The sequence below is a fragment of the Marinomonas aquiplantarum genome, assembly GCF_003314975.1.
Taxonomy (GTDB): Bacteria; Pseudomonadota; Gammaproteobacteria; order Pseudomonadales; family Marinomonadaceae; genus Marinomonas; species Marinomonas aquiplantarum.
On sequence record NZ_QNRF01000016.1, the window covers coordinates 24,293 to 49,082 of the forward strand.

At 46.4% G+C, this 24,790-nt stretch carries 22 protein-coding genes; 10 read left to right on the forward strand and 12 right to left on the reverse strand.

What is annotated here, in order from left to right:
* Positions 1-12 precede the first annotated feature (12 nt).
* The 7 genes from DFP76_RS17415 to DFP76_RS17445 form a co-directional block, all read right to left on the reverse strand.
* The gene (locus tag DFP76_RS17415) at positions 13-900 is read right to left on the reverse strand and encodes an AEC family transporter (protein ID WP_113875834.1); all 888 of its coding nucleotides are present in this window, start codon (positions 898-900) and stop codon (positions 13-15) included.
* A gap of 68 nt (positions 901-968) precedes the next feature.
* Positions 969-1,949 (reverse strand): substrate-binding domain-containing protein, encoded by a 981-nt coding sequence (locus tag DFP76_RS17420; RefSeq protein ID WP_113875835.1) that lies wholly within the window; start codon positions 1,947-1,949, stop codon positions 969-971.
* Between the two features lie 148 nt (positions 1,950-2,097).
* Positions 2,098-2,892: an ATP-binding cassette domain-containing protein gene (locus DFP76_RS17425; protein WP_113875836.1), complete on the reverse strand. Its 795-nt coding sequence runs from the start codon at positions 2,890-2,892 to the stop codon at positions 2,098-2,100.
* Positions 2,892-3,974: an ABC transporter permease gene (locus DFP76_RS17430; RefSeq protein ID WP_113875837.1), complete on the reverse strand. Its 1,083-nt coding sequence runs from the start codon at positions 3,972-3,974 to the stop codon at positions 2,892-2,894. Before DFP76_RS17430 ends, DFP76_RS17425 begins: the two co-directional genes overlap by 1 nt.
* 93 nt (positions 3,975-4,067) lie before the next feature.
* Complete coding sequence (locus DFP76_RS17435; RefSeq protein WP_113875838.1) at positions 4,068-5,099, reverse strand: sugar ABC transporter substrate-binding protein; 1,032 nt, start codon at positions 5,097-5,099, stop codon at positions 4,068-4,070.
* Positions 5,100-5,239: 140 nt separating this feature from the next.
* A complete protein-coding gene (locus DFP76_RS17440) occupies positions 5,240-7,750 on the reverse strand; it encodes a PAS-domain containing protein (RefSeq protein WP_113875839.1) in 2,511 nt (836 codons plus the stop codon).
* Positions 7,750-8,484 carry a response regulator gene (locus DFP76_RS17445; protein ID WP_113875840.1) on the reverse strand — a complete coding sequence of 245 codons (735 nt, stop codon included), beginning with the start codon at positions 8,482-8,484 and terminating at the stop codon, positions 7,750-7,752. Before DFP76_RS17445 ends, DFP76_RS17440 begins: the two co-directional genes overlap by 1 nt.
* Before the next feature lie 120 nt (positions 8,485-8,604).
* On the opposite strand from DFP76_RS17445, the gene DFP76_RS17450 reads away from it, so the two are divergent.
* The 7 genes from DFP76_RS17450 (at position 8,605) to DFP76_RS17480 (ending at position 15,789) form a co-directional block, all read left to right on the forward strand.
* The gene (locus DFP76_RS17450) at positions 8,605-8,895 is read left to right on the forward strand and encodes a 2Fe-2S iron-sulfur cluster-binding protein (protein ID WP_245931971.1); all 291 of its coding nucleotides are present in this window, start codon (positions 8,605-8,607) and stop codon (positions 8,893-8,895) included.
* A 217-nt stretch (positions 8,896-9,112) separates the two neighbouring features.
* Positions 9,113-10,933 (forward strand): ABC transporter permease, encoded by a 1,821-nt coding sequence (locus DFP76_RS17455; protein ID WP_113875842.1) that lies wholly within the window; start codon positions 9,113-9,115, stop codon positions 10,931-10,933.
* 4 nt (positions 10,934-10,937) lie between these two features.
* On the forward strand, positions 10,938-12,110 hold the full coding sequence (locus DFP76_RS17460) for an ABC transporter ATP-binding protein (RefSeq protein ID WP_113875843.1): 1,173 nt from the start codon (positions 10,938-10,940) through the stop codon (positions 12,108-12,110).
* Positions 12,107-13,213, forward strand: a complete 1,107-nt coding sequence (locus DFP76_RS17465) for an ABC transporter substrate-binding protein (RefSeq protein WP_113875844.1) — start codon at positions 12,107-12,109, stop codon at positions 13,211-13,213. Before DFP76_RS17460 ends, DFP76_RS17465 begins: the two co-directional genes overlap by 4 nt.
* Positions 13,214-13,306: 93 nt before the next feature.
* Complete coding sequence (locus tag DFP76_RS17470; RefSeq protein WP_113875845.1) at positions 13,307-14,116, forward strand: inositol monophosphatase family protein; 810 nt, start codon at positions 13,307-13,309, stop codon at positions 14,114-14,116.
* Positions 14,113-14,757 carry a dual specificity protein phosphatase family protein gene (locus tag DFP76_RS17475; protein ID WP_113875846.1) on the forward strand — a complete coding sequence of 215 codons (645 nt, stop codon included), beginning with the start codon at positions 14,113-14,115 and terminating at the stop codon, positions 14,755-14,757. Before DFP76_RS17470 ends, DFP76_RS17475 begins: the two co-directional genes overlap by 4 nt.
* A complete protein-coding gene (locus DFP76_RS17480) occupies positions 14,758-15,789 on the forward strand; it encodes a LacI family DNA-binding transcriptional regulator (protein ID WP_113875847.1) in 1,032 nt (343 codons plus the stop codon). It abuts the gene before it with no gap.
* 5 nt (positions 15,790-15,794) lie between these two features.
* Here DFP76_RS17480 and DFP76_RS17485 read toward each other — a convergent pair whose 3' ends face one another.
* The gene (locus DFP76_RS17485) at positions 15,795-16,697 is read right to left on the reverse strand and encodes a LysR family transcriptional regulator (RefSeq protein ID WP_113875848.1); all 903 of its coding nucleotides are present in this window, start codon (positions 16,695-16,697) and stop codon (positions 15,795-15,797) included.
* 169 nt (positions 16,698-16,866) lie between these two features.
* On the opposite strand from DFP76_RS17485, the gene DFP76_RS17490 reads away from it, so the two are divergent.
* Entirely contained in the window at positions 16,867-17,607 is a 741-nt protein-coding gene (locus DFP76_RS17490; protein WP_113875849.1) for an SDR family oxidoreductase, read from the forward strand.
* 86 nt (positions 17,608-17,693) lie between these two features.
* Entirely contained in the window at positions 17,694-18,140 is a 447-nt protein-coding gene (locus DFP76_RS17495) for a hypothetical protein (RefSeq protein WP_220151007.1), read from the forward strand.
* Positions 18,141-18,190: 50 nt separating this feature from the next.
* Here the strand turns inward: DFP76_RS17495 and DFP76_RS17500 are convergent, their stop codons facing one another.
* On the reverse strand, positions 18,191-19,249 hold the full coding sequence (locus DFP76_RS17500; RefSeq protein ID WP_113875850.1) for a methionine synthase: 1,059 nt from the start codon (positions 19,247-19,249) through the stop codon (positions 18,191-18,193).
* A 41-nt stretch (positions 19,250-19,290) separates the two neighbouring features.
* Positions 19,291-20,268, reverse strand: a complete 978-nt coding sequence (locus tag DFP76_RS17505) for a DUF1852 domain-containing protein (RefSeq protein ID WP_113875851.1) — start codon at positions 20,266-20,268, stop codon at positions 19,291-19,293.
* Positions 20,269-20,516: 248 nt separating this feature from the next.
* Here DFP76_RS17505 and hrpB point away from each other — a divergent pair, with 248 nt between their 5' ends.
* Positions 20,517-23,054 (forward strand): ATP-dependent helicase HrpB, encoded by a 2,538-nt coding sequence (gene hrpB / locus DFP76_RS17510; RefSeq protein ID WP_113875852.1) that lies wholly within the window; start codon positions 20,517-20,519, stop codon positions 23,052-23,054.
* Here hrpB and DFP76_RS17515 read toward each other — a convergent pair.
* A complete protein-coding gene (locus DFP76_RS17515; protein WP_113875853.1) occupies positions 23,037-24,047 on the reverse strand; it encodes a phosphotransferase in 1,011 nt (336 codons plus the stop codon). The two genes, hrpB and DFP76_RS17515, sit on opposite strands and share 18 nt — an antisense overlap.
* 46 nt (positions 24,048-24,093) lie before the next feature.
* On the reverse strand, positions 24,094-24,312 hold the full coding sequence (locus DFP76_RS17520; protein WP_113875854.1) for a hypothetical protein: 219 nt from the start codon (positions 24,310-24,312) through the stop codon (positions 24,094-24,096).
* Positions 24,313-24,790 lie beyond the last annotated feature (478 nt).

Below are 24,790 nucleotides of genomic sequence, written 5' to 3' on the forward strand. Positions count from 1 at the left end.
TATAAACGGCCATTAAAGCACATAAAACAAAACGCATGGCACAATCACTAGGCTCATTAAATTACTGATGAGCACGATCGACGCCACTTTATGGGGTTCTTGTTGGTATAACTCAGCCACCATATAGTTCAGCACTGCAGGTGGCAGGCACGCGAACAAGAGTAAATAGCCAAAGTACTCATCTGACACGCCTACCGTGGTTTGCCATACAAAGGCCACAATCAATCCACTCAACGGGCATAAAAATCCACTAATGCCCCCCAGTCGCCACTGGCTGAAATCCACACTGGTCATGCGAACCCCCAATGCAAACAACATTAATGGGATGGCAATTTGCCCCAACATATCCACTGTGACCTTCATGGCAGGCATCACTTCCCAACCTTGTAGGCTCCAAACCAGTCCTAACATGGTCGCGATGATCATCGGCATTTTCAGTACATTGAGTGGGTTGGATCTTGGGTTAAGAAGGTATATGCCCACCGTAAAATGCAATAAATTTTCGGTTAGAAACAGCACGACAGCAATAGGTAAAGCAGACTCACCAAAGGCCAATAAAATCAGTGGAATCCCTAAGTTACCACTGTTATTAAACATCATAGGCGGCACCAAGGTTTTTGGGGACACCTTTAACCACTTACACAGGGGCCACACTAACAACCCAGAGCCGAGCACCACCGCTGCCGCAGCCAGCATCAAATCCAAGTAAAGAGCGATATGAAACTCTTTAGAAGCCATAACAGAGAAGATCAGCGCAGGAGCAAACACACTAATATTGAGTCGATTCGCGACCGTCATGTCCGTTGGGCGGACACGCGCATACAGAAAAGCAATGACAACAATACAGGTCAGAGGAAAGACCGTATTAAATATTTGCGTTACGACAGATGAGGAATCCATTTTTCGCCCTTTATGATGAAGAACAATAGCTTACTATTGTTACATCGAAAGGCCAATCAGGTCATAAACTAGTTTTTCTCAACCAATACTGCAGGGATCAAAATAAAGCGTTGAGGAACGTCTTTACCCGCTAACAAGTCCATACCAATTTCAATGGCTTTTTCAGCCATTTGTACTGGTCGCTGAACCGCTGTCGCAATCCAAGGGTTATCCGGCTGCTTAATCAGATCTTCCGCGAAAGGAGCGCCATCAACTGAGGCCAATAGAAATTCATCTCGCTGAGCTTGTTTTGCCGCTCGAAGTGCTCCTAAAGCGGTAGGGTCATTAATCGTGAATACCGCATCGATATGATCGTACTCTTCCATTAAATAGGTCATGGCTTCCATTCCACCCTCGACACTGCCTGTTCCATTCATGCGGTCACTAAGAAGACGAATATTAGGGTACTTATTCAAGGCGGATTTACAGCCTGCCACACGTTCAATCACGGACGATACCAACACACCATTGATGATCACAAAGTTGCCTTTGTAACCGGTTTTCTTGGCTAACCTTTCGCACGCGATCACACCAGCTTGAACATTGTCCGTAGTGATAGTGGCATCTGCGCCATCGGCGTTCACATCGACGGCAATGACTTTAATGCCAGCACGCTGAGCCTTTGCCACTACGGGCGCAACCTTGTACTCATCCGCGGCGGTTAACACAATTAAATCAACATCTTGAGCAATGAAGTCATTGAGCTGCTCTATCTGCCTTTGCCAGTCATAAGCGTCGGAACGAATTAGCATTTTAACCGGACCGTTTGCTAAAGCTTGAGCCTTACTGGTTGCAGCATCCACTAACTTAACAAAATATGGATTGCCTAAATCCGCGACACTAATGCCTATGGATCTAAGAGGTTGTGGTTCAGACGATTGCGACGAAATGGGCAAGGCCAAAGTCGCACAAAACAATACTGCGATGCCACTCGGCAATACACGACGCATCATCCAGCTTGTTCGCAGCCGAACAAAACCACAGCGGATAAGATTGATGATTGCTTTCATGAAGTGCCCTCTAACATGGCAGATAAAATAAGCCTCTATTTTGCCTTACTCACCATAAGAACAAAACAGAGGCTTAATGATAATCTGACACGCTTTTACTTTATGTCTTTTGTCATCAAAAGATCACACCCATGCTAACGGGGTCAAATTAAGCCGCACTCTCCGAATCATCGACTTCCATCGCTCCTGTCATAATCGCAACCGCATCTGACATAGAATGTGACTCAGGTGTCACCACCGCGGTGCGTTTCCCCAATCGGTGAATGTGAATGCGATCTGCGACTTCAAACACATGTGGCATGTTATGGCTGATTAAGATAATAGGTAAACCACGGTCTCGTACCTCTTTAATCAAATTGAGTACGCGACGTGACTCTTTTACGCCCAGCGCGGCCGTTGGCTCATCCATAATCACGACTTTGCTACCAAATAGCGCAGATCGAGCTACCGCAACACCTTGACGCTGACCACCCGATAATGACTCAACAGCTTGGCTGATGTTTTGAATCGTCATCAGGCCTAACTCTGCCATTTTTTCACGGGCGCGCTTTTCCATTTCTTTCTTGTCCAGCATGCGAAATACTGACCCCAAGATACCCGGTTTGCGCAACTCACGACCTAGAAAAAGATTGTCGGCAATATTCAACGCAGGCGACACCGCTAAGTTCTGATAAACCGTTTCTATACCAAGAGCTCTGGCTTCCATCGGTGAATTGAAGTGCACAGGTTTGCCATCCAGTAAAATTTCCCCTTCATCTGGGGTTAATGCTCCAGATAAGGCTTTTATCAGAGACGATTTTCCCGCTCCGTTATCCCCAATGACGGCCAGAATTTCACCGGGATAAAGCTCAAAGTCCGCATGATCAATGGCCGTGACACTGCCATAACGTTTCACTAAATTTTTGGTTTGCAACACAGGTGTTTGGTTGTAATCGACTGTCATTATGCTGTCCCTCTTCGAATCCACTGATCGACACCAACGGCGACGATAATCAAGATACCCACGGTGAACTCTTGCCATAAGACATCCACACCAGCGAGCGCCAAGCCGTTCCGAAACACACCAACGACCAATGCTCCGATCAAGGTACCGTAGATAGAACCCCGTCCGCCAAACAGACTACAACCACCAATCACCACCGCGGTAATACTGTCCAAGTTAGTGGTATAACCCGCCTGAGGACTGACTGAGCCAATACGACCAATCAATACCCAAGCACCAATTGCACACACTACACCCGCTAAGATATACACGGATAATAAAATACGATCTGTACGAATACCGGCAAGTTTCGCGGCAGCCGGATCATCTCCTGTGGCGTAAACATGACGCCCCCAAGAGGTCCAATTCAAGGCATACCAAATGACAAAGAACAGCGCTAACATCAACAAAGAGCCATAGGTTAATCTGGCACCAAAAACGTTAACCGTTTCCCCTAACCACTGTAATAAAGGCGCTGCTGCACTAATGTCTTGTGAACGAATGGTTTCACTTTTGGAGTACCAAAGATTCAACGCAAAAAACACATTCCAAGAACCCAAGGTGGCAATAAATGGCGGCAACTTCATACGAGTAATCAGCAAGCCATTAATAAACCCAGTAACGGCACCCACACCAATACCAATCAATAATGCCAACCAGGCTTCAAAGCCATAGTCCATTGCCATCCGTCCCATCACTACAGACGACAAAACCATAATGGCACCAACTGAGAGGTCGATACCTGCGGTTAAAATAATCAGGGTTTGTGCAACACCAATCACCCCGATGATGGTCACTTGCTGCAAAATCAGTGACAAGTTAAATGGGTGCAAGAAGCGACCACCAATGATCATACTAAAGGCCACAATAGCAAGGATCAGTACAATGCTTGGTGCCGCAATAGGGTAATGATGTAGAAACTTCTTAAAACGCTCTAATAGGGTTGCACGATGTTCGAAACTGGCGACATACGTTTGCGCTTGATCCGCCACCTTATCGTGCTCGAGCACAGGCGAAGAGGATTTTGTGTCGGTTGAACTCATAGACTACTCCAGACAGGAAAACAGCCGTTAGCCCATGACGGCTAACGGCAAAAGCGGGCACCTTCTTTTTGCCCAACTATCATTGAAACGGGATTAGCCCCAGCACATACTCAAACCAGTTTTCGAGCTGATTGATTGCACGCCTTTGGCTGGTTCATCTGTAATAAGTTGAACCCCTGTATCGAAGAAGTCCAAGCCGTCAGAAGCGGTTGGACGTGAGCCCGACTTAGCGAACTCAACAATCGCAGTGACCCCTTCAGAGGCCATTTTTAGAGGGAATTGCATGGAGGTAGCGCCGATCACGCCATCGCGGATATTACGAACACCAGGACAACCACCGTCGACAGAAACGATCAGCACATCTTTTTCTAGGCCGAATGATTTCAACGCTTCATAAGCACCAGCGGCAGCCGGTTCGTTGATTGTGTATACCAAATTCACTTCAGGGTCTTTTTGAAGTAGGTTTTCCATCGCTCGACGACCACCTTCTTCTGAACCTTGAGTCACATCATTACCAACAATACGAGGATCAGTTTCATCACCATTTCGACGTGGATCCTTAAGATCAATACCAAAGCCTTTCAAGAAGCCTTGGTCACGTGCAACATCGACAGTAATTTGACTGCTGTTCAAATCTAATAAAGCAATTTTTGCGTCTTTGGCCTTATCACCCATTTTTGCTTTTGCCCACATACCAATCATTTCACCGGCTTTAAAGTTATCTGTGGCAAATGTCATGTCAGCAGCGTTTGCTGGACTTAGAGGTGTATCCAAAGCAATGACTAACAAACCCGCATCGCGAGCTTTTTGAATGGCAGGCACAATGCCAGAAGTGTCACTTGGTGTGATCAATATACCTTTTGCACCGGCTGAAATAAGATTCTCAACGGCTTGTACTTGGGTTTCATTATCGCCGTCGTAACGACCGGCAAAAGTACGCAATTCCACACCAAGCTCCTGTGCTTTAGCTTGTGCGCCTTCTTTCATTTTAACGAAGAATGGGTTGGTATTGGTTTTGGTGATCAAACCTATGATAGGGGTTTCGGCTACCGCTACGCTAGATAAGCTGGTTGCAGCGATTAGGCACGCCAATTTCTTAGCAGAAAATTGCTTCATGAATTTCATTGTTCTGTAACTCCAATCTTTTGTTTTTATTATTGGCATTGATGCCACTCAGGAACCTTTCATTCCTTGCCAATAATATGAAGTGTAAAAACTAACGAATAATTTCAATTTCCATTTTTTATTGTAATATTTGTAATATTTCAGTGACTGATCTGGAAAATTCTCTCTAACTGTTTGATTGTAAAAGGCTTTGAAATAAACAAATCATTACTTTTTAGATGATATTTTTGTTCTAACTCATCTTTTGGCAAGCCAGACATTAATAAAATATCCCCTTGGAAAGCGTGCTCTTGCTCTTTGATGTGGTGTGCTAACGCAACGCCATTCATCGCGCCAGATAAGTTTACGTCCGACACAATGGCCTCAGGTAAAATCGCTTTCTGTAGCGCCCTTAGTACGCTTTCAGCGCAATCAAACGTTTGCACGATAAGTCCCATTTGTTCCAATTGTTCGCGCATCACTCGGCACACTTCTTCATCGTCTTCCACCAACCAGACTAAACTCTGTTCCAGTAGATGTATGCGTGCCACCTGCTGCTCTGAGGTTTGATCCGCCATCGCCACAGGTCGTAATTGTTGCGGCAAAAACAAACACACGCGCGTCCACTTTCCGGGTTCCGAGGTGACTTTGATTTCACCACCACTTTGCTTCACGAAACCGTAGATCATACTCAAGCCTAAGCCACTGCCCTTGCCCACTGGCTTAGTAGTAAAAAAGGGTTCAAAGATACGCCCAATGACCTCGTCTGAAATGCCCTCGCCCGAGTCTTCTACACGAATACGAATAGCAGGCGTATCGCTATCTGGCAAAGTGCATGTTTTGGTCGAAAAGGACAAACGTCCACCATCCGGCATAGCACTGGCGCTGTTTAAAGCCAGATTTAATAGCGCATTTTCAAGTTGAGATGGGTCAATCAAGCTAAACACATTAGGACATTGCAATTCACTGTTGACCTGAATATGAGACCCAACACTGTACTCAACCAGATCCAACATGCCTTCAATCAAGTCATCGACAGCAATCGACACAGGAAAGAGTTGCTGACGACGGCTAAATGCCAATAACCTCTGAACCAAATTACTGCTTTTTTCCGCCACAACTAAGGCTCTGTCTATGTATCTTGCCTGATTCGCCGACTGTGGTTGAGAATCTGACAGCATTTGCAAATTGCCCATAATCGCCGCCAGAAGATTGTTAAAATCATGGGCAACGCCACCGGTTAATTGACCAAGCATTTCCATCTTCTGAGCCTGTCTTAACTGGCTTTCCACACTTTTTCGCTCTGTTAAATCCGTATACAAAGTCACAAAGCCACCTTCCGGCATAGGCTTAGAGCGAAATTCAATGATCTTGCCAGAGTCGAAGTGGCGCTCAAAACTTTGCACTTTGAGATGACGAGACTGGTTCACTTCATCCATATGCACTTGCTGGTTTTCTAAATTAAGGTTTTTATGCTCCCCGCGATTAATCAGGTTTTGCACTTCATTGATCGGCATACCAATGTGTAAATCGTCATCAGATAAATCAAATAGCTTTTGATAGCCTAGGTTCCAAGCCACCAGCTGACCTTTGGCTGAAAATACACTCAAACCATCATTCATATTGTCAAAAATGGTTTCCAGCAAATGCTTCTGCTCTGATAACTCGGCCGTCACTTCAATGCGTCGCAAGGCATCTTGGCGAAACACATCAAAGGTATCTGCCAAGGTACCAATTTCATCATTCCGGCGAATCAAGGCTCGCTTAGAATCCACTTTTCCCAAAGATAATTGTTCCATATTGTCGGTGACCACCCCTAAGTCTTTGGTCATCCGCTGGCTGTACCAATAAAGTCGTGCCAGACCTAACAATAAAAACAATGAAATACCGATAATCCAATTTTGGCCTGTGGCCACAAAAGACGACACATCCTGACGCTGGCGACTCACTTTTTTCTGTAAACCACCCACAAAGTCACTCACCTGCTGACTCAATTGTTCAGACTTCGCCCGAATGGCAATGAGCAAATAATTTTTCCTTTCTTCGATGTCATTTAAGCGTTGATGAGCCTGCAACAAATCCTCTGCGATGCTGTTCACATCGGCCCCTTGCTGAGACAATTTCAAAGTATTTGCAATGCGCTCGGGTAACAAGCTCGGCGCTTCTAACAACTGCAACAACCAAGCTAGGCCTTGTTGATTGGAAATATCGACCGTGTTTGTCGAAGGCAATAACTGACGTATACGAAATTGTTGCGCTAAACCGTCTTCTCGTATGTAGAGCTCTTCTCGGACCAAAGCAACCAACTCTTCTAAGGTCGCTTGCAAATCATCCAAACGCTTATCTATGTCTACCTGAAATTCGGAATCCATCAAGCTGTCGGCAACGCCACGTAACTCAATAATACGACGGTGAATGCGCTCAGATTCCGTTTGTAACTGGAATGGCCGACCTGATCCTGCAGTATAAGGTGCAATTGCCGCTAACTGAGCCACACCTTCCGCTAGGGTTAGCGAGGTACTTATTTCGGGAAGCGTTTCAGATTCAAACTCAGATAAAGTGGCTTCACTGACCCGCATGGATTGCCAACCGATGCCAATCATGAAAAAGGCCACCACACTGATGGCCAACATAGACAAAGAGGCTTTTTGGCGGATGCTGACAAAGCGCATCAGCTAGCTCGCACTGGGCCTTGAAAGAAATACCCAAGGCCACGTTGTGTTTTAATGAATTCAGGGGTTTTCGGATTGGATTCGATTTTACGTCTGAGGCGCAAAATCAAGACATCGACAGTACGATCAAACACTTCCGTTTCTAATCCACGACTTTGTTCAATCAGTTGCTCACGAGTGAAAATCCGATCTGGATGACGTGCCAGCACTTCCAGTAAAGAAAACTCCCCCAACGTCAAAGTGACCAATTTCCCCTCTTGATCTTGTAGCAAACGCGCAGTGAGGTCCAATACCCATGAACCAAAACGCAAACATTCGTGATCCTGATTCACCGCATGAACATCAGCGGGCGGCGCTTGAAAAGAACGACGCAATAACGCATGAATACGAGCGGTCAACTCACGCAAATTAAAGGGTTTCATCATGTAATCATCGGCGGCAAGCTCTAACCCCAAAATCCGATCCGTTTCATCGCCCTTCCCAGTGAGCATCATGATGGGCATGACAAAACGCTCACGAATCTCACGCGCTAAACTCAGGCCATCTTCTTCTTTCAAGTACAAGTCCATTAACACCAGATCCACGGCTTCCGCTTCTAAGTGCGCCCACATTTGACGGCCATCTTCCGCTTCTCTCACTTGATAGCCTTTTTGTGATAACGCATCACACAATAGCTGACGAATATCTTGGTCATCATCAACCACCAATAAGGTTTTTTTACTTGGCTCTGTCATTGTATTGATTAGGATCCGTTGTCATTATTATTCGATGCACAATCGCCTCACGGCACCGCTGTATTCTTATCATGTTAAAGTTAATAGAAGATTAACAGAAGGAAAAGCATCTTGCCCCAGATGAAACACATTCAGCTCAGCTTTTTGCATCCTCCTCGTTGGATAGAGTGTGCTTCAGAAGCGACTGTTCTCACCACTTTATTGGCTCAACAAGTCCCCATTAAACACGCCTGTGAGAACGGTGTCTGCGGTGTTTGCTTAACCAAACTGTTAACAGGTGAGATAGACTATGGCACGAAAACACCACGAGGTCTCACCACCAAAGAGCAAACAGAAGGCTATTTTCTGCCCTGTATTGCCACCTGTAAAACGGACATTGGCATTGCACAGCCTAAAGTGAAGCTTCGCTGACAAGCGAATCAAACCTCTTCCAAACGAACACTTCCCATTTCCTCTCGTCTCACTTTCAACAGCATTCTTGTTTAAACGATCCCGCCTTGTATCGCTCAAATAGGCCTCTTAGAAACTATTTTTAAATTATTTTGCACATAGTTGCAAAATGTCATCTTTCTGACATAGAAGGCCTCTATCTTAGGTTCCAACATCGTTTTTTGAACCTGAGGATGACATGACCGAGATATCCCATACGAACCATTTATCGCCACTACAAAAGTGGCGACATCGGCTTGTGATCGCAAAATGCGACCCGACTTTATTAATAGGTTTGGGGCTATTATTCATCTTTGCGTGGTTGATTGCGGCGCCCATCATCAATGTCTTGTTTGAAGTGTTTACCGTTCAAACCGGCGATGAAATGCGCACTGGCGCCGATGCTGGTCAAGTGACTGGCTATTACCTAGAACGCGTCTTTGCGTCACGAATGTCCTCTATTATTTTTTGGAAGCCCTTGTGGAATACCTTATTGGTTTCCATTACCTCTATGCTGCTTTCCATGGTCATTGGTTCTATTTTGGCGTGGCTGTTGGTACGAACGAACCTTATGGGGCGTCGTTGGTTATCCACCGCCTTGATTATCCCTTTTATGCTCCCCGCTTGGACCTTTGCCTTGGCGTGGACCACCTTGTTTAAAAACGCCACGATTGGTGGTCAACCGGGTTGGGCTGAAGCCATGGGCTATCAGCTGCCGGATTGGGTGTCCTATGGGGCGTTTCCAACCATCCTGATTATGACGCTCAACTACATTCCATTTGTTATTTTATTAGTGGGCAATGCGTTAAGACGCCTAGACAGCCAACTCGAAGAAGCCGGACAAATGCTGGGAGCCAGCCGAGGAAGAGTCGCCCTATCGATTGTTTTCCCGTTAATGCGTCCGGCATTGATGTCCTCCGCGTTATTAATTTTCGCAGATGCAATCGGTGAGTTCTCAGTGCCTTATGTACTGGGTCTACCAGTGCAATTTGAAACCCTCGCCACCTCTCTGTACCGCGCCATCGGCACTCAGCAAAATGGTGTGGCAGCGGTATTTGCCGGCGTCATTTTAGTGGTCGGCATTGCCACCTTAGCACTGGATACTTGGATGATGCGCGAAGCCAGACGGTTTGCCATTATCGGTTCCAAAGGAGCGATGGAACGTCGTCAGTCACTTGGTTGGCTACAATGGCCTGCGACCATTCTGGCATTAGTCATGGTCTTTATTGGTGTGGTTGCACCACTGGGCGCACTAGCATTATCCACTGTGATGCATTTGCCAGGTCGCTTCGAATTATCAAACTTCACCTTAGACTATTGGATTGGCACCAACCTAGACACGGTGGCATTACGCAACGGCATTCTGTTGTCATCAGAATTTTGGAACGCCGCTTGGAGCTCTATCAGCATTGTGGGCAGTGCCTCAATATGCGCCGGAATTTTAGGACTGTTAACCGGCTACATTGTGCTGCGCTCGCCTTTGAAGTTCGTGTCCGTGTCCTTGCGTCAAATTACCTTCTTCCCCTATTTGGTACCAGGGATTGCCTTTGCGGCGGCTTTTTTAACCTTATTCGCTGTACCACATGGCCCTATTCCAGCCCTGTATGGCACACCAATGATCCTTTTCCTTGCCCTCATTGCTGACCAAATGCCCTTTGCCAGTCGCGCAGGGATTTCAGCCATGACCCAACTGGGTAGTGATGTCGAAGACAGTGCACGTGTCGCCGGTGCAGGTTGGCTACGACGCATGTTCTCTATCATCCTACCCATTCAACGTAATGCCCTAGTGACGGCCGTTTTAATGCCTTTCATCTCAGGTATTAAAGGCGTCAGCCTGTTCATTATTCTGGCGGTGCCTGCGACCGACGTACTCACGACGTTCTCAATCCGCCTTATTGATTTCAACTACACCCAAGCCGCTAATGCTGTCGTCTTGATGATTGCCTTGATTGCCCTATTCGGCACCATACTCATCAATCGCCTCACTGGGACAGGCTTAGCTCAAGGTCTGGAGAGCTAATACTATGTCAAATATTACCTTAAACAATATTTCGAAATGCTACACCCAAGGCCACCCACCTGCGGTCGATCAGGTGTCGATGGAAATCCAAGATGGCGCGTTTATGTGTGTGCTAGGGCCTTCTGGCTGCGGCAAGTCCACCATTCTGCGCATGATCGCGGGTCTAGAACACTTGTCAGATGGCGAAATTGTGGCCGATGGCAGAGTGCTCGATAACGTTGCCAAAGGTCTCTTCATTCCGGCGGAAAAACGCCAGATTGGCTTGGTTTTCCAATCCTATGCTTTATGGCCTCATATGACGGTCGCCCGTAATATTGAGTTTGGTCTGCGCTTAAAAGGCTTACCAGCCAAAGAACGTAAAAAGCTAGTGGCTGAGATGATCGTGATGCTCAAGATCGAAGGGCTGGAAGATCGCTACCCTGCACAGCTTTCTGGCGGACAACAACAACGTGTTGCCTTAGCCCGAACCTTGGCTATGAACCCCGGCATCTTATTGTTAGATGAACCATTATCGAATCTCGATGCGTCATTACGCCTGTCCATGCGCGCTGAGTTAACGCGTTTACATCAAGAGTTTGGCACCACCATTGTCTTCGTCACCCATGATCAGTGGGAAGCCATGACATTGGCGACACAAATTGCCGTGATGAACAAAGGCACTCTCCAACAAATAGGCACACCGGATGATATTTACGAGCGCCCAGCGAATCGTTTTGTCGCTGAGTTCATCGGTAATCCGCCGATTAATATGATCTCAGCGGAAACAAAGCCAGCCCAACAACTGATGCATCAAGCCGGCTTTTCAATGTCAGTCAGTGAAGGAACACAACTTGGCTTGCGTCCAGAAGGTTTACAGTTAAGTCGAGAGGCTTCGTCCTCCAGTGTGCCCGTCACAATCAACGACATCTTACCGACTGGCGGCGCTTGGATCATTGAACTGACCGTAGATCAAGATGAAACATCGCCTTTGAATCTGGTTCACACCACCCAAACGCCACCACTTTGGCAACGAGGTGATCAAGCCAATTTGAAAGTCGCCAGTCACGCTATGCATTTATTCAATGCAGATGGCAAACGCCAACCCTTTGCTTTAACCCCTAAGGCTGCGACCTACCGCACTTCTGCGGATGTGGTTTCGCCTGATTTTAGTCAATCCAAAATTGAGGACATCTCATGATTCGCAACATCCCTAGCCTACTATTAGTCGGCACGCTTGCTTCGACGTCAGCCTTCGCGGAGGATTTCGACCTTAATGCCTTAGTCAAAGCCGCCAAGTCAGAACCTGCGCTTTCTGTCTACGACTCGACCGGCAAAATCAAGAAACAAGCCAAGGCCTTTGCTAAAAAATACGGCATTGAAACCACCGGCACCAAGATCAAAGCCGGTGCCAGCATCAAAATGGTACTGAGTGAAACCAAAGCCAATAACGTCAAATCGGACGTGGTAATCATCTCAGATGTACCAGCCGCTTCCGCTCAGTTATTATCGAATAGCTTTACATACAGCTATTTACCAGAAGACATGAAAAGTAAGATACCAGCGCAATTTAGCAATCCATTAGTGGTATCAAACTCACCTGTTGTTTGGTCTTACAACACCGCACTGAACGACAGCTGTCCGGTTGATAACATCTGGGCACTGACCGACCCTGAGTGGAAAGGCCATGTCACCATGCCAGACCCACTTAACAAATCCCTATACACAGACTTCTTCAACCAGTTTGCCATGCATCATGACAAGCTCATTGCTGACGCTTACCAAGCACACTACGGCAAGCCGCTGAAAACCAATTTAGATAGCGCCACCGCTGCCTTTGTCGTTGCCCTAGCGAAAAATCAGCCGTTGCTAACAAATTCGGATGGCGATGTAGCCTCTGCGGTTGGCGCACCCGACACCAAGGAAAACTTCATTGGCATCATGTCATCGGCGAAATACCGTGAAAACAAAAACGGTATGAAACTTGGCATCTGTGCGTCAATGAAACCTATGGTCGGTATGCTTTACCCTAAATTCATGATGATCACCAAAGGCACGGACAGCCCAAATGCGGCGAAATTGTTTGTGCATTACATGTTGACCGGCGAAGGCTTTAAGCCTCAAGCCATCGACGGCAAGATCTCAACCAATATTGACAACAAAATCCCTGCTGTCGAACCATCTGGAGTAGCGGCCTACCTAGATCAACTAATAAAATACAACCCAGCCTCAGCGCAAGATGACTGGGCGAGCCGTCAAGACTGGCAAGACCTTTGGGCGCTTGCTCGTGCAGGCCAACTGTAAACAACCTTGAGGCACGATGAACCCAGTTCATCTAGCCTCATCAGTAAGACACAGGCCAATGACTGAGCCTGTGTCATTTTTTAAAGGATTACCTTGAACACATTAAATGATATTGAATCACGCGCCAGCTTCCTAAAAAACTTGATTAAAAAAGCCTCCGCGCGTGCGCTGGAAGGCTACTTAAATCGAGAAGCCGGTTCCTATGATTTAAAAGGCCCACAAGACTTTTTGACCGAAACCGATCTTGCCGTCGAAACCATGATTCGGGACGAAATATCCCGCCATTTTCCGGAAGATGCCATTATAGGAGAAGAAGGCGGCGGCACGCCTGGGCACGCCACTTGGATCATAGACCCCATTGATGGCACCGCGAACTTTGCTCGTGGCATTCCCCATTTCTGCGTCATTATTTGTTTTTGTATCAATGGCCAAGCTCAATTGGCCGCCATTGCACAACCCGTGTCACAGGAATTGTACTTTGCTCAGCGTGGCAAAGGCGTCACCAAAAATAACCAACCAATTAGCGTGGCACCTACTTCAGATATGACGCAAGCCCATGTAGAACTTGGCTGGTCACAACGAGCCACAACACAAGCCTACTTAACGGCTCAAGACGACTTATTCAAACAAGGTGTCAGCATTCGTCGCGGCGGTTCCGGCGGCTTAGGATTAGCCTGGGTAGCAGAAGGACGAACCGATGCCTATCTGGAAATTTCCATGAACACTTGGGACTGCATTGCAGGCATGTTGATGGTCGAAGAAGCCGGTGGACAAGTCGGTACTTGGCCAAACAGCTTGGCAGATCTACTAGACACTGGCCCTGTGCTCGCTTGCGCACCCGCTATAGCGACACAAGTTTGCCAAGTTAACTTTCCGAATTTAGCCCTAAAGGACCCATCATGAGTCAATCAACTGTCACCGATATTAAACAAGTCTTTCGAGAGGCAGACGAAAAACGCGCTCCTCTTCATCTAATTCATAAAAACTTTCTTGGTCGTAACATCGATCTTTATATTGGCAACAAACAGGCCGCTTCCGATCCTGAATTATTAAGCCAACATGGTATAGGTACGGTTTTCAATTGTGCGGTCAATCTGGACATTAATCTGGTCACCACGCAAGACCCGTTAAGCAAGGTCTTACCCTTTGGTTGGTCGCCTGTGCGTTACTACAAACTGGGCATTGTCGATGGCCCTGGCAACCCTCATCCAATGATGCTGGCAGGCTATTATCAATTGCGCAGCTTGATCGACCAAGAATTACCAAATAAACCAAGTTACCCGTGGAAAGAAACTGGTAACATACTCATCAACTGTCGTGGTGGACGCAGTCGTTCAGTGACGTTAACGGCACTTTTACTACATTTAGACGAGGCTGAAACCTATCCAAGTCTAGAAGACGCCATCGCTCACATACGTGAAGCCAGACAATTGATTAAAGAAGAATGGCCTGAAGCGCCCAAACAAGTATTGGTCGATGCCGCCCATTGGGCCGCAGAACAAGTAAAACGTTTGCAGCCCTATCTGCCCAAAGAGAAAGTGTAAATGCAAAGAAACAAAGGTCCTGAAAAAAACAAAGCGACGTCGGCTGCCGACGTCGCGCGTTTGGCTGGTGTCTCACGTTCGGCTGTTTCTCGCACCTTTACTGACGGCGCCAGTGTCTCGGCCAAAACCCGAGAAAAAGTGCTGGCCGCCGCAGCTGAACTCAATTATCACGTTAATCATCTAGCTCGTAGTATCTCGAAAGAGCAAAGTCGCCCCGTTTGCCTACTGGCCGCCAACTTAGACAAGCCTTATCACAACCTATTGTTAGACGCTCTCACCAAGCAACTGCAACAAGACGGACGCATCGTCATGGTGATCAATGCCAGTTCAGAGCCAAGCAGTGCCGAAGAAGCCATGCGCCGCGCTCTGCACTATCGCGCGTCCGCCAGTGTGGTGATGTCGGGAACGCCACCACAAGAATTGGTTCAAGCCTGCGTCGATTCGGGTCAGAAAGTCATCATGATTAACTGTAATGATGACATTGAAAACGTTCATCACATTCAGATCGACTATGCCGATGCCATGCAACAGGCCGTCACTCTGTTTCAACAAGCGGGCTGCCAAGCTCTTTCCTTAGTGAGTTCCACTAAGGGCACACCTAGCTTATTAGCCCGTGAGCAATTTTTTATCAGCGCCGCACAAGCAAAAGGTTTTGAGGTGACGATCTGGCGAGGAGACAACACCAACTACGAAGACGGTCAACAAGCCGCCCAAGCCTTATTGTCCGACCATCAACCAAACCATGCCTATTTTTGCATTACCGATTTAGTGGCTTGCGGCTTTATGGATACCGCTCGCCATGAGTTCAATCTGTCGATTCCTGATGACATCAGCATTCTTGGCTTTGACGATATTCCTCAATCCGCATGGCAAGCCTATCAACTCACCACCTTTGCTCAGCCTTATCAAGGCATCGCCAATCGAGTCAGTGATATTTTAGGAGAGCAGCAAGAAGCCGATTTAACATCACGATTGAACGCCATTCCCAAACAGCGTAATAGCCTTCATAAAGAGAAACGCGAAAAATCGTAAACACATCAACTCGAACCAGTCGAAATAACGTGAAATTGCTCGGTTAACCAATCAATGAACACTCTGACACGCAATGACACCTGTTGGTTCTGTGGGTAGAGAACAGACACTGGCATATTAGGGGGAGGAAATTCGCTCAATATTGACTTGAGTTCCCCGCGCTTTAATTCTTCTTCAATGCGATAACGCGGTACTTGAATCAAGCCTAATCCACTCAACGCCGCGCCAGTATACATATCCGCCCCGTTAACGGTCACAATCGATGACAGCGTCACTGCCTTAATATCCTGTCCCAAGGTGAAATCTAAGGTCGTGTCCAATCCCGTCACAGACGACAGATAACCTATGGCTCGGTGATGCTTAAGTGACGCCAATGTAGTCGGAACACCATATTTTTTCAGATACTTAGGACTGGCAACCGTTACTTGCTCCATGTTCGCCAATGGCTTTGCAACCAGTGACGAATCCTGCAATGGCCCAGCTCGTAAGACACAGTCTATGCCTTCTTTGACCAAGTCGACCAAGCGATCATCTTCTCCTATGTGCAAGGTAATATCTGGGTAACGAGTAACAAATTCGTCAATGGCTGGCATCACAAAATGCTTCGCCAATGTTCCTTGTAAGTTAATCCGCAATAAGCCTTGTGGTTTGGTGTTTTTAAACGCGGTATCGGCTTCTTCTAAATCGGCCAGAATACGTAAACAACGTTGATAATAGTGCTTGCCCTCTTGCGTCATGCTGACTTGGCGCGTCGTACGCTCCAGTAACCGCACGCCAATCCGCTGCTCAAGGCGTTTCACTAAATTGGATACGGTTGCTCTGGGAATGTGTAGATCTTCTGCGGCTTGTGAAAAGCTTCCACACTGGGCAATGCGGACAAAAACATGCATTTCTTGAAAGCGATCCATAAGACACTCTTGCTTAATAAAGTCGGTTATCAAAAATGAGATAGAAAAGCGATTACAGCAAACATTGTTAAACTAAATGGAATTATCTTATCAAATATAGGCTGATTATCTTTAAAATCAAAGCAACTATTCTTGCTCTCCTTGGTTTCATATTATTGAGGGGAAAAAAATGTCGATATCTCATCAAAACATTGCACTGATCACCGGCGCATCTCGAGGCATTGGTGCCAGTATTGCTCGACGACTCGCTGACGACGGTTTCGCAGTCGCTATTAACTATTCATCTAACTCACAAGCCGCAGATAAACTGGTAGAGGAACTCACGTCTAAAGGGCAAACGGCGTTTTCCGTGCAAGCAAATGTAGCCCATTCTGCTGACGTAAACGCCATGTTTAATCAGGTTGAAAGTCGCCTTGGTCACATTGATGTCTTAATCAATAACGCCGGTATTCTGAAAACCTTACCTTTAACGGAAACATCAGACGAATTGTATGAGCGCTATTTCGCGATTAATACACAAGGGGTTTTCAACACTCTTCGAGAAGCTGGAACGCGGCTCAATAACGGTGGTCGAATCATCAATCTGTCCAGTACCACGCTGGCATTAAATATGGCGGGATACGCCATTTATAACGGCACAAAAGCAGCGGTTGAAGCCTTTACTAAAGTATTTTCCAAAGAATTAAGAGGCCGTCAAATCACCGTCAATGCCGTCGCGCCTGGCCCAATCGCCACCGACTTATTCTTAGCAGGAAAGACCCAAGAGATGATTCAAAACTTTGCCCAAATGCCGCCGTTGGAACGACTTGGCCAGCCAAACGACATTGCTCAAATCGTCTCATTCTTAGCCAGTCAAGACAGTGGTTGGATCAATGGACAAATACTTCGCGCTAACGGCGGGTTGGCCTAACTTTGATGAGGGTTTGTCAAAAATTAAGCTCAATGATGGTCATGATGGGCGCTTCCCTCATGACCATCACAGGGTGTATCAGGCCAATGGAAGCTGACGCAATGGGACAGTTGACCATGAGGCCTTCGGTAACCTATCTGCATTTACTACGACATACGCCATTTTTCACCGCTCTGGATTCCACGCAACAACAATGGGTGATTAATCACTCAAAGGAATGGCAAGTTAACCAGGGCGGTGTGATCACTACAACATCAAGTGCAGGAGATTATTGGATTTTGCTGGATGGCGAATGGCAACTCGAATGCGGCGAAAAGCACTACCCAAGCAAACACAATGATCCCGCGAAATGGTTTCGCGCTAGTATGGTAATGCATGACTGTAAATTGGTCGCCACCGAGACCAGTTACGTCATGCTAATTACGCAAGTGGACATGCAAACCATGCTCAATAATGGCTTTGCATTTCACATGCACCTAGACATAGGGCGGTCTCACTACCAACAAATATTTCCCATCCGATCATCGCCATGAATAAAGGGCTACCTCACCAGAGCTTATTAAAGAGCTAGCCCGCCTCTTTATTAGACCAATTTGTCTGAGTTTAAAAGCTCTCTTCGGACGATGTCGGCACCGGCACCTAACGCCTGTAACTTAGCCCTTGCCACTGGTCGAGATAAAGGTGCCATGCCACAGTTGGTACAAGGATAAAGTTTGTCTGCATCCACAAACTGAAGGGCTTTTCGTAGCGTATTCGCAACGTCTTCAGGCGTTTCAATGGTATCGGTTGCCACATCAATCGCGCCGACCATGACTTTTTTGCCACGAATCAGTTCAAGCAAATCCATTGGCACATGAGAGTTATGACATTCCAATGAGATGATATCGATATTCGATTTTTGCAACTTAGGGAAAGCTTCTTCGTATTGTCGCCACTCTGACCCTAATGTCTTCTTCCAGTCTGTATTCGCCTTGATGCCATAGCCATAACAAATATGCACGGCTGTTTCGCATTTCAGTCCCTCAATGGCTCTTTCTAATGTCGCCACGCCCCATTCGTTAACCTCATCAAAAAAGACATTAAATGCAGGCTCATCAAACTGAATTATATCAACGCCAGCGGCCTCAAGCTCTTTGGCTTCTTGATTAAGGATTTTGGCAAATTCCCAAGCAAGTTTTTCACGGCTTTTGTAATGATCATCATAAAGCGTATCGATCATTGTCATAGGACCCGGCAAAGCCCACTTAATAGGCTGCTTGGTTTGCTGACGTAAAAACTTAGCATCATCTACAAAAACCGACTTTTGACGGCTCACCGGTCCGACCACAGTTGGCACGCTTGCATCGTAACGATCACGAATTCGAACCGTCTGTCGTTTTTCAAAATCGACACCGTTAAGATGCTCTATGAAAGTGGTGACAAAATGTTGGCGCGTTTGCTCGCCATCACTGACAATATCAATGCCTGCTTGCTGTTGCTCTTGTAAAGACACACACAAGGCATCGTGTTTGCCCTCAGTTAATGTCTTATCTTGTAATTTCCAAGGTGACCAAAGTGTCTCAGGTTCCGCTAACCAAGAAGGTTTTGGTAAGCTACCAGCGGTAGACGTGGGGAGTAATATTTTTTTAGTGACTGTGTTCATAATAAAGACTGCCGTATTGTGGACGTAAGTTTAAAACCGGATTACTGAGCGTATTGAGCCAACCATTGGGAAAGCTCTGCCTGATAAGGTTTGATGAAGTGCTCTTCCGCAAACTTGCCTTGTTCATTGGCTAATTGACTTCGCTCTTCTCGGTCATAAACAATCTGCGTAAATGAATGATCCGCATTCTTCAGGTTCGGTTGATAACATTTTCCAGCCACCGAATTCGCATTATAAATTTCAGGACGATAGATTTTCTGGAAAGTTTCCATGGTGCTAATGGTGCTGATCAGCTCAAGATGCGTGTAGTCATTCAGCAGATCACCAAAGAAATAAAAAGCCAAAGGAGCAACAGTGTTTGGCGGCATGAAATAGCGTACCTGTAAGCCCATTTTCTTGAAATACTGCTCCGTCAAAGACGCCTCATTCGCTAAGTATTCCGTTCCCAAAATAGGATGCAGGTTATCCGTTTGACGATACACCTTGCTGTCCGACACACTCAGGCAAATCACCGGCGGCTTATTAAAATGCGCCTTGTAATCACTTGAATTCACAAAGCATTGAAAGAGCTTGCCATGCAGCTCACCAAAATTCTTCGGAACGCTAAATTGGGACTGATTCTGATTGTGCTCCAACAACCAGATACTAAAGTCATAATCACGCACATAAGAGGAAAAATTATTGCCGACAATCCCCTGGATACGCTTATTCGTTTGATGATCAAAAATGGTCGTTTTCAATATTTCAATCGCCGGAAAAGCGTGTCCATTGTTGGCAATGTCCATCTCAACCGAGACAATGTCTAACTCAACAGCATAACGATCACCGTTAGGATTATCCCAATGCGCTAACGCATTAAAGCGATTATTCACCATCTTTAAGGCGTTGCGTAAGTTCGCTTGGCGGCGCTCACCTCTTGCTAAATTCGCAAAATTCGTCGTGACTCGGGTACTGTCAGAAGGATGATAATTCTCATCGAGACATTCGCTTTTAATCGTAAAAATAATGTCTTTACTCATGGTGATCGAATCCTGTTGTTTTGCCTAATGACCTCATTAAGCATCCATTGTCATTTTGTTTTACTCTAAGAACAGGACGCATCTTATACCTGAGCAACAACTTGAGTAAAATTAATTAAATATAGACATAAATGAATAATACTAATACACAAAGCTTTCGTCCTCATCCTCAGAAGAGGACTTCGCACCCTAGCTGAAAACCAACGTAAAAATCGCTATGATGTTGGCACCATTACAAAGGTTCTAACATGACATCTTCTTTACCCATTCACGCCATTCTGCCGGACTTACTTCACACCTTAGCCGAGCAAGATCAAGCCATCTTAGAAGCCGCTCCCGGTGCCGGTAAAACCACAGTAGTGCCGATTGCTTTAATGAATGAAGCTTGGCTGAAGGGACGTAAAATCATCATGTTGGAACCTCGTCGTTTGGCCGCGAAAGCCGCGGCGAAACGATTGGCAGACACGCTAAATGAGCCGGTGGGCAAACGAATAGGGTATCGTATTCGTCACGACACCAAAGAAAGTCAAGACACGCAAGTCTTAGTGGTGACCGAAGGCGTCCTCACTCGCATGTTGCAGGATGACCCTTCCCTAAGCGATATTTCACTGGTCATTTTCGATGAGTTTCATGAACGTAATTTACATTCCGATCTGGCCTTTGCTTTGTGTCTACAGACCCGTGAACTCTATCGCGATGACAATCCACTCAAACTTCTGGTGATGTCAGCGACTTTAGATACGCAGCTTCTCGAACAACGCCTTGGTTGTTCAACGTTAAGCAGTGCTGGACGCAGTTATCCTGTAAAGGTGCTATATAACAATAAAGCGCTGAAAATAGCGGAAGTCAGTGATGAAGTCAGCTGCACAGTCTTGCAAGCATATCGACAACAAAGCGGCAATATTCTGGTATTTCTTCCAGGACAAAAAGAAATCCGTCAAGTTCATCAAAGCTTAAACAAAGAACTAAAAGGCCAAGCTAACTTATCTATCTTGCCTTTATATGGAGACTTAAGCTTACAGGAGCAGGAAAAAGTCATCGCCCCAACCGATGAATCTGAGCGTAAAATCGTCTTAGCCACCGCCATTGCACAAACCAGCTTAACCATTGAAGGCATTCGCGTAGTGGTCGACAGCGGTTTAAGCCGTGAAGCCAGATTTGACGCCAATACCGCCACCACCCGTTTGCATACTCGACGCGCCACCCAAGCGGAAACCGTGCAGCGTGCAGGCCGTGCTGGGCGAACCCAAACAGGAGTCTGTTACCGTTGGTGGAGCGAAGAACAACAACATAGACTGGCTGCACAAGCACAACCACAAATTGAATGTTTGGAACTCAGCGCCTTAACCTTAAATCTAGCCCAATGGGGGATTCAAGACAGGTTAGAACTCGACTGGATCACCCCGCCACCAGAAGGGCATTTTCAACAATCGTTAGATACCTTACGTCAATTAAACGCCATTGAAGCAGAGGAGCTAATACTCACCGCCCACGGTGAACACATGAGTCAACTTAACTTGGAGCCGCGCTTGGCGCACCTGCTACTCTTGGGAAAACAATGGGGACACAGCGACCTAGCTTGCCAAGCCTGTGCGTTACTTAGCGAAGGCGACCCTATGTCCAACATAGGCAGTGAATTTGCCATGCGTCTACAATGGCTTACGCAGAGTGACACTAAGCTGACCGCTCACAAGCCAAAACATTTTTATCAACAATCGATTAAACAATGGCGCCATCGCAGCGCATCAATTGAAATATCGACCAGAACGAAAGACCTAAGCGAAGAAGACGCATTAGGTTTGCTATTAGCCGCCACGTTTTTTGATCGCATCGCACAGCGCCAAAGTGACACTAAAGGTAATTCCAATCAAAAAGTACATTACAAACTGACTAATGGTCGTCTTGCCAGCTTGGATAATACAGATAGCAATGGGCAATCCGATTATCTGGTAGCGCTCGATATTGGTGGGCATCAAGGCAGAGAAGAAGATCAAATTTACTTATCACACCCTTTAAACCTAGCCGCTTTGAATAAACATTTGCCTGAACTGAAAAAAGAAGTCACTCATCTTGCCTGGTCGAAAAAAGACGCGCGCTTGATCAGTGAGCAGCAAGTATGGATAGGCAAACTTTGTGTGCAACGCCAAGTGTCATCACAACTTCCTGCTGATGCGACCACCGCTGCCATTAACCAATACATTAGACAAGCAGGGTTGGCGGTTTTGCCCTGGAATCAAGACTGTGATCAACTGAGAGCCAGAATTCACTTTGCCGCTCAACATGACAATCAAGCCGAGTGGCCAAACATGAGCGATGAGGAGTTATTGCAAACATTGGAGGCGTGGCTCGCGCCTTACTTAACGAATGTAACGACACAAAATGCACTGGATAAGCTTGATCTCAAAAGTATTCTATTAAACACTTTGGACTGGCAACAGCAAAGCCGTCTCCAACAGCTTGTTCCAGAGCGCCTTGCTGTGGCGTCTGGCAATCAACACAAAATTGATTATCAACAATCGCCTCCTAAGCTCAGCGTTAAACTGCAAGAAGCTTTTGGTATGACACACACGCCACAGGTATTAGGTCAGAACCTCACCTTAGAATTGCTGTCACCCGCACAAAGACCTTTGGCTGTAACACACGATCTGCCTTTCTTTTGGCAAAACGCTTACCCTGAGATTAAAAAGGAAATGCGCGGCCGCTACCCTAAGCACCCTTGGCCTGATGACCCTTTAACAGCGCAAGCCACCGCAAAGACCAATCGCGCCTTACGAAGTTCGCAATAACGCCAATGCCCGTTCGGTGATCATTTGGCTGAACGGTGTGTTTTTGGCGTGATTCGGGCTCCAACCCAGAATAAAACGATGGAAATCGGCCCACGCAAAATCAAACAAAGATCGCCATTCGGCTTCAACCTTGGAGGCAAAATCTGGCGATTCACCTTGTGCGACTAAGCAGCGCGCTAGCTCAGCAAAATAATGTTCTAACAAAAAGGGTAAGTGTTCTGCCAAACTGGCCTCATCCAAACAACTGCCAAGAAAATAAGCCACATCTTGCACGCCAATTCCCTGCCCTGTGTATTGAAAATCCACCGCCGCCACGTCTGCCCCTGACTCCGAAAAACAAAAATTCGCTACCTTGGCATCACCGTGTATTAAGGTTTGAAAATTCGCCTTTCTTAACATTTGATCAATCACACTGGCCTGACGTTTTAACTCGCCTTCCGCCATAGCCTGCCACTCGTCAGGTCGCGTTGCCAGATGCCAATAACTGCCTCGCTCCCAAAGACCTTTATCATCATCCATTTCTTCACTGTGGGTCATTTGGGTATTGACGAAAGCACTGTGAAAGCATGCCAACCAATCCAGAACAGGCAAACAAGACGACCAAGTCAGCTGACGATGACGATGGCCAAAGCCCGATGCATCTAAGTCTTCCAGTAACAGCAAGATTTCAGTCTCGGATTCTTGCACTGCATAACATTTTGCTACCCGGGCCGCTTCCAATAACTGAGGCGACCAATGACTATACCAGATTGCCTCCACCTGATAAGACCTTTGTTTTCGCTGATGGGACAAGTCTGACTGCCAACCTCGCGGATGTGCCATGACTTCATCAAGTCGAATCGATTTGACAATCACTGAAGTGAGATTATCCTGCGCCCCTGACACTCGGTAGCGCACAATCTCACCATAACCACTCCACAGGGATTGAATAACCTCAACACGCACAACCGACTCAGCTGACAAACTGCGCTTAACAAATATTTCCGGGGACATAAAACGCCTCAAGCATCAACCTTACGCTGAGCAAGCCAATAAAAAATCAATCATCATCCTGCATAGGAATCGAACTTGCACCAGAACAAAGTATGGACAGTCGTTGTGCAATACTTAGCCTTTCCGGCTCAGTGAGAGATACAGAGGCATTATCGGGATGAAATGTATATTCTTCCTTCACACCATCAAATTTAATCTTGCCAAGAATCTGACCTTGCTGACTAATACAGTCCAAATCTTGCTGCGCCGGAAAGAACAAAACCATTTGCCGTAACCCATTCAATTTCGTCAAAGAACAATGATATTAAAATCAGACACTTCCGTGATCAACCAATGAAAGTGAATAACCTAAGTTTAGCAAGAATATAGGGGGAAGGGGTTTCGAAGGGGGTAGATCTGTAGCGAGTAGAAACTCAATAAACCGAGCCATATCCTCCAATCATTGAGCAACATTCTATCGGGTAACTTATTGTATAGAGGTTGCTGGACTAACCCCATCCTAACCTTCCCCTTGAAGACATAAGGGGAAGGGACAAGAGGCTTGGTTTGTCGACAAAATATCATATCGGATAGCTTAAGCCCATCTGACTTATGCATGTGACTAGTACAGTATTTGATTGGGTAAAAGAACAAAACGGGCTAGGCTAACAAAATAACCGAGTCTTGCAGTTAATCTGATTGGATAGAGGTTGCTGGACTAACCCCATCCTAACCTTCCCCTTGAAGACATAAGGGGAAGGAAC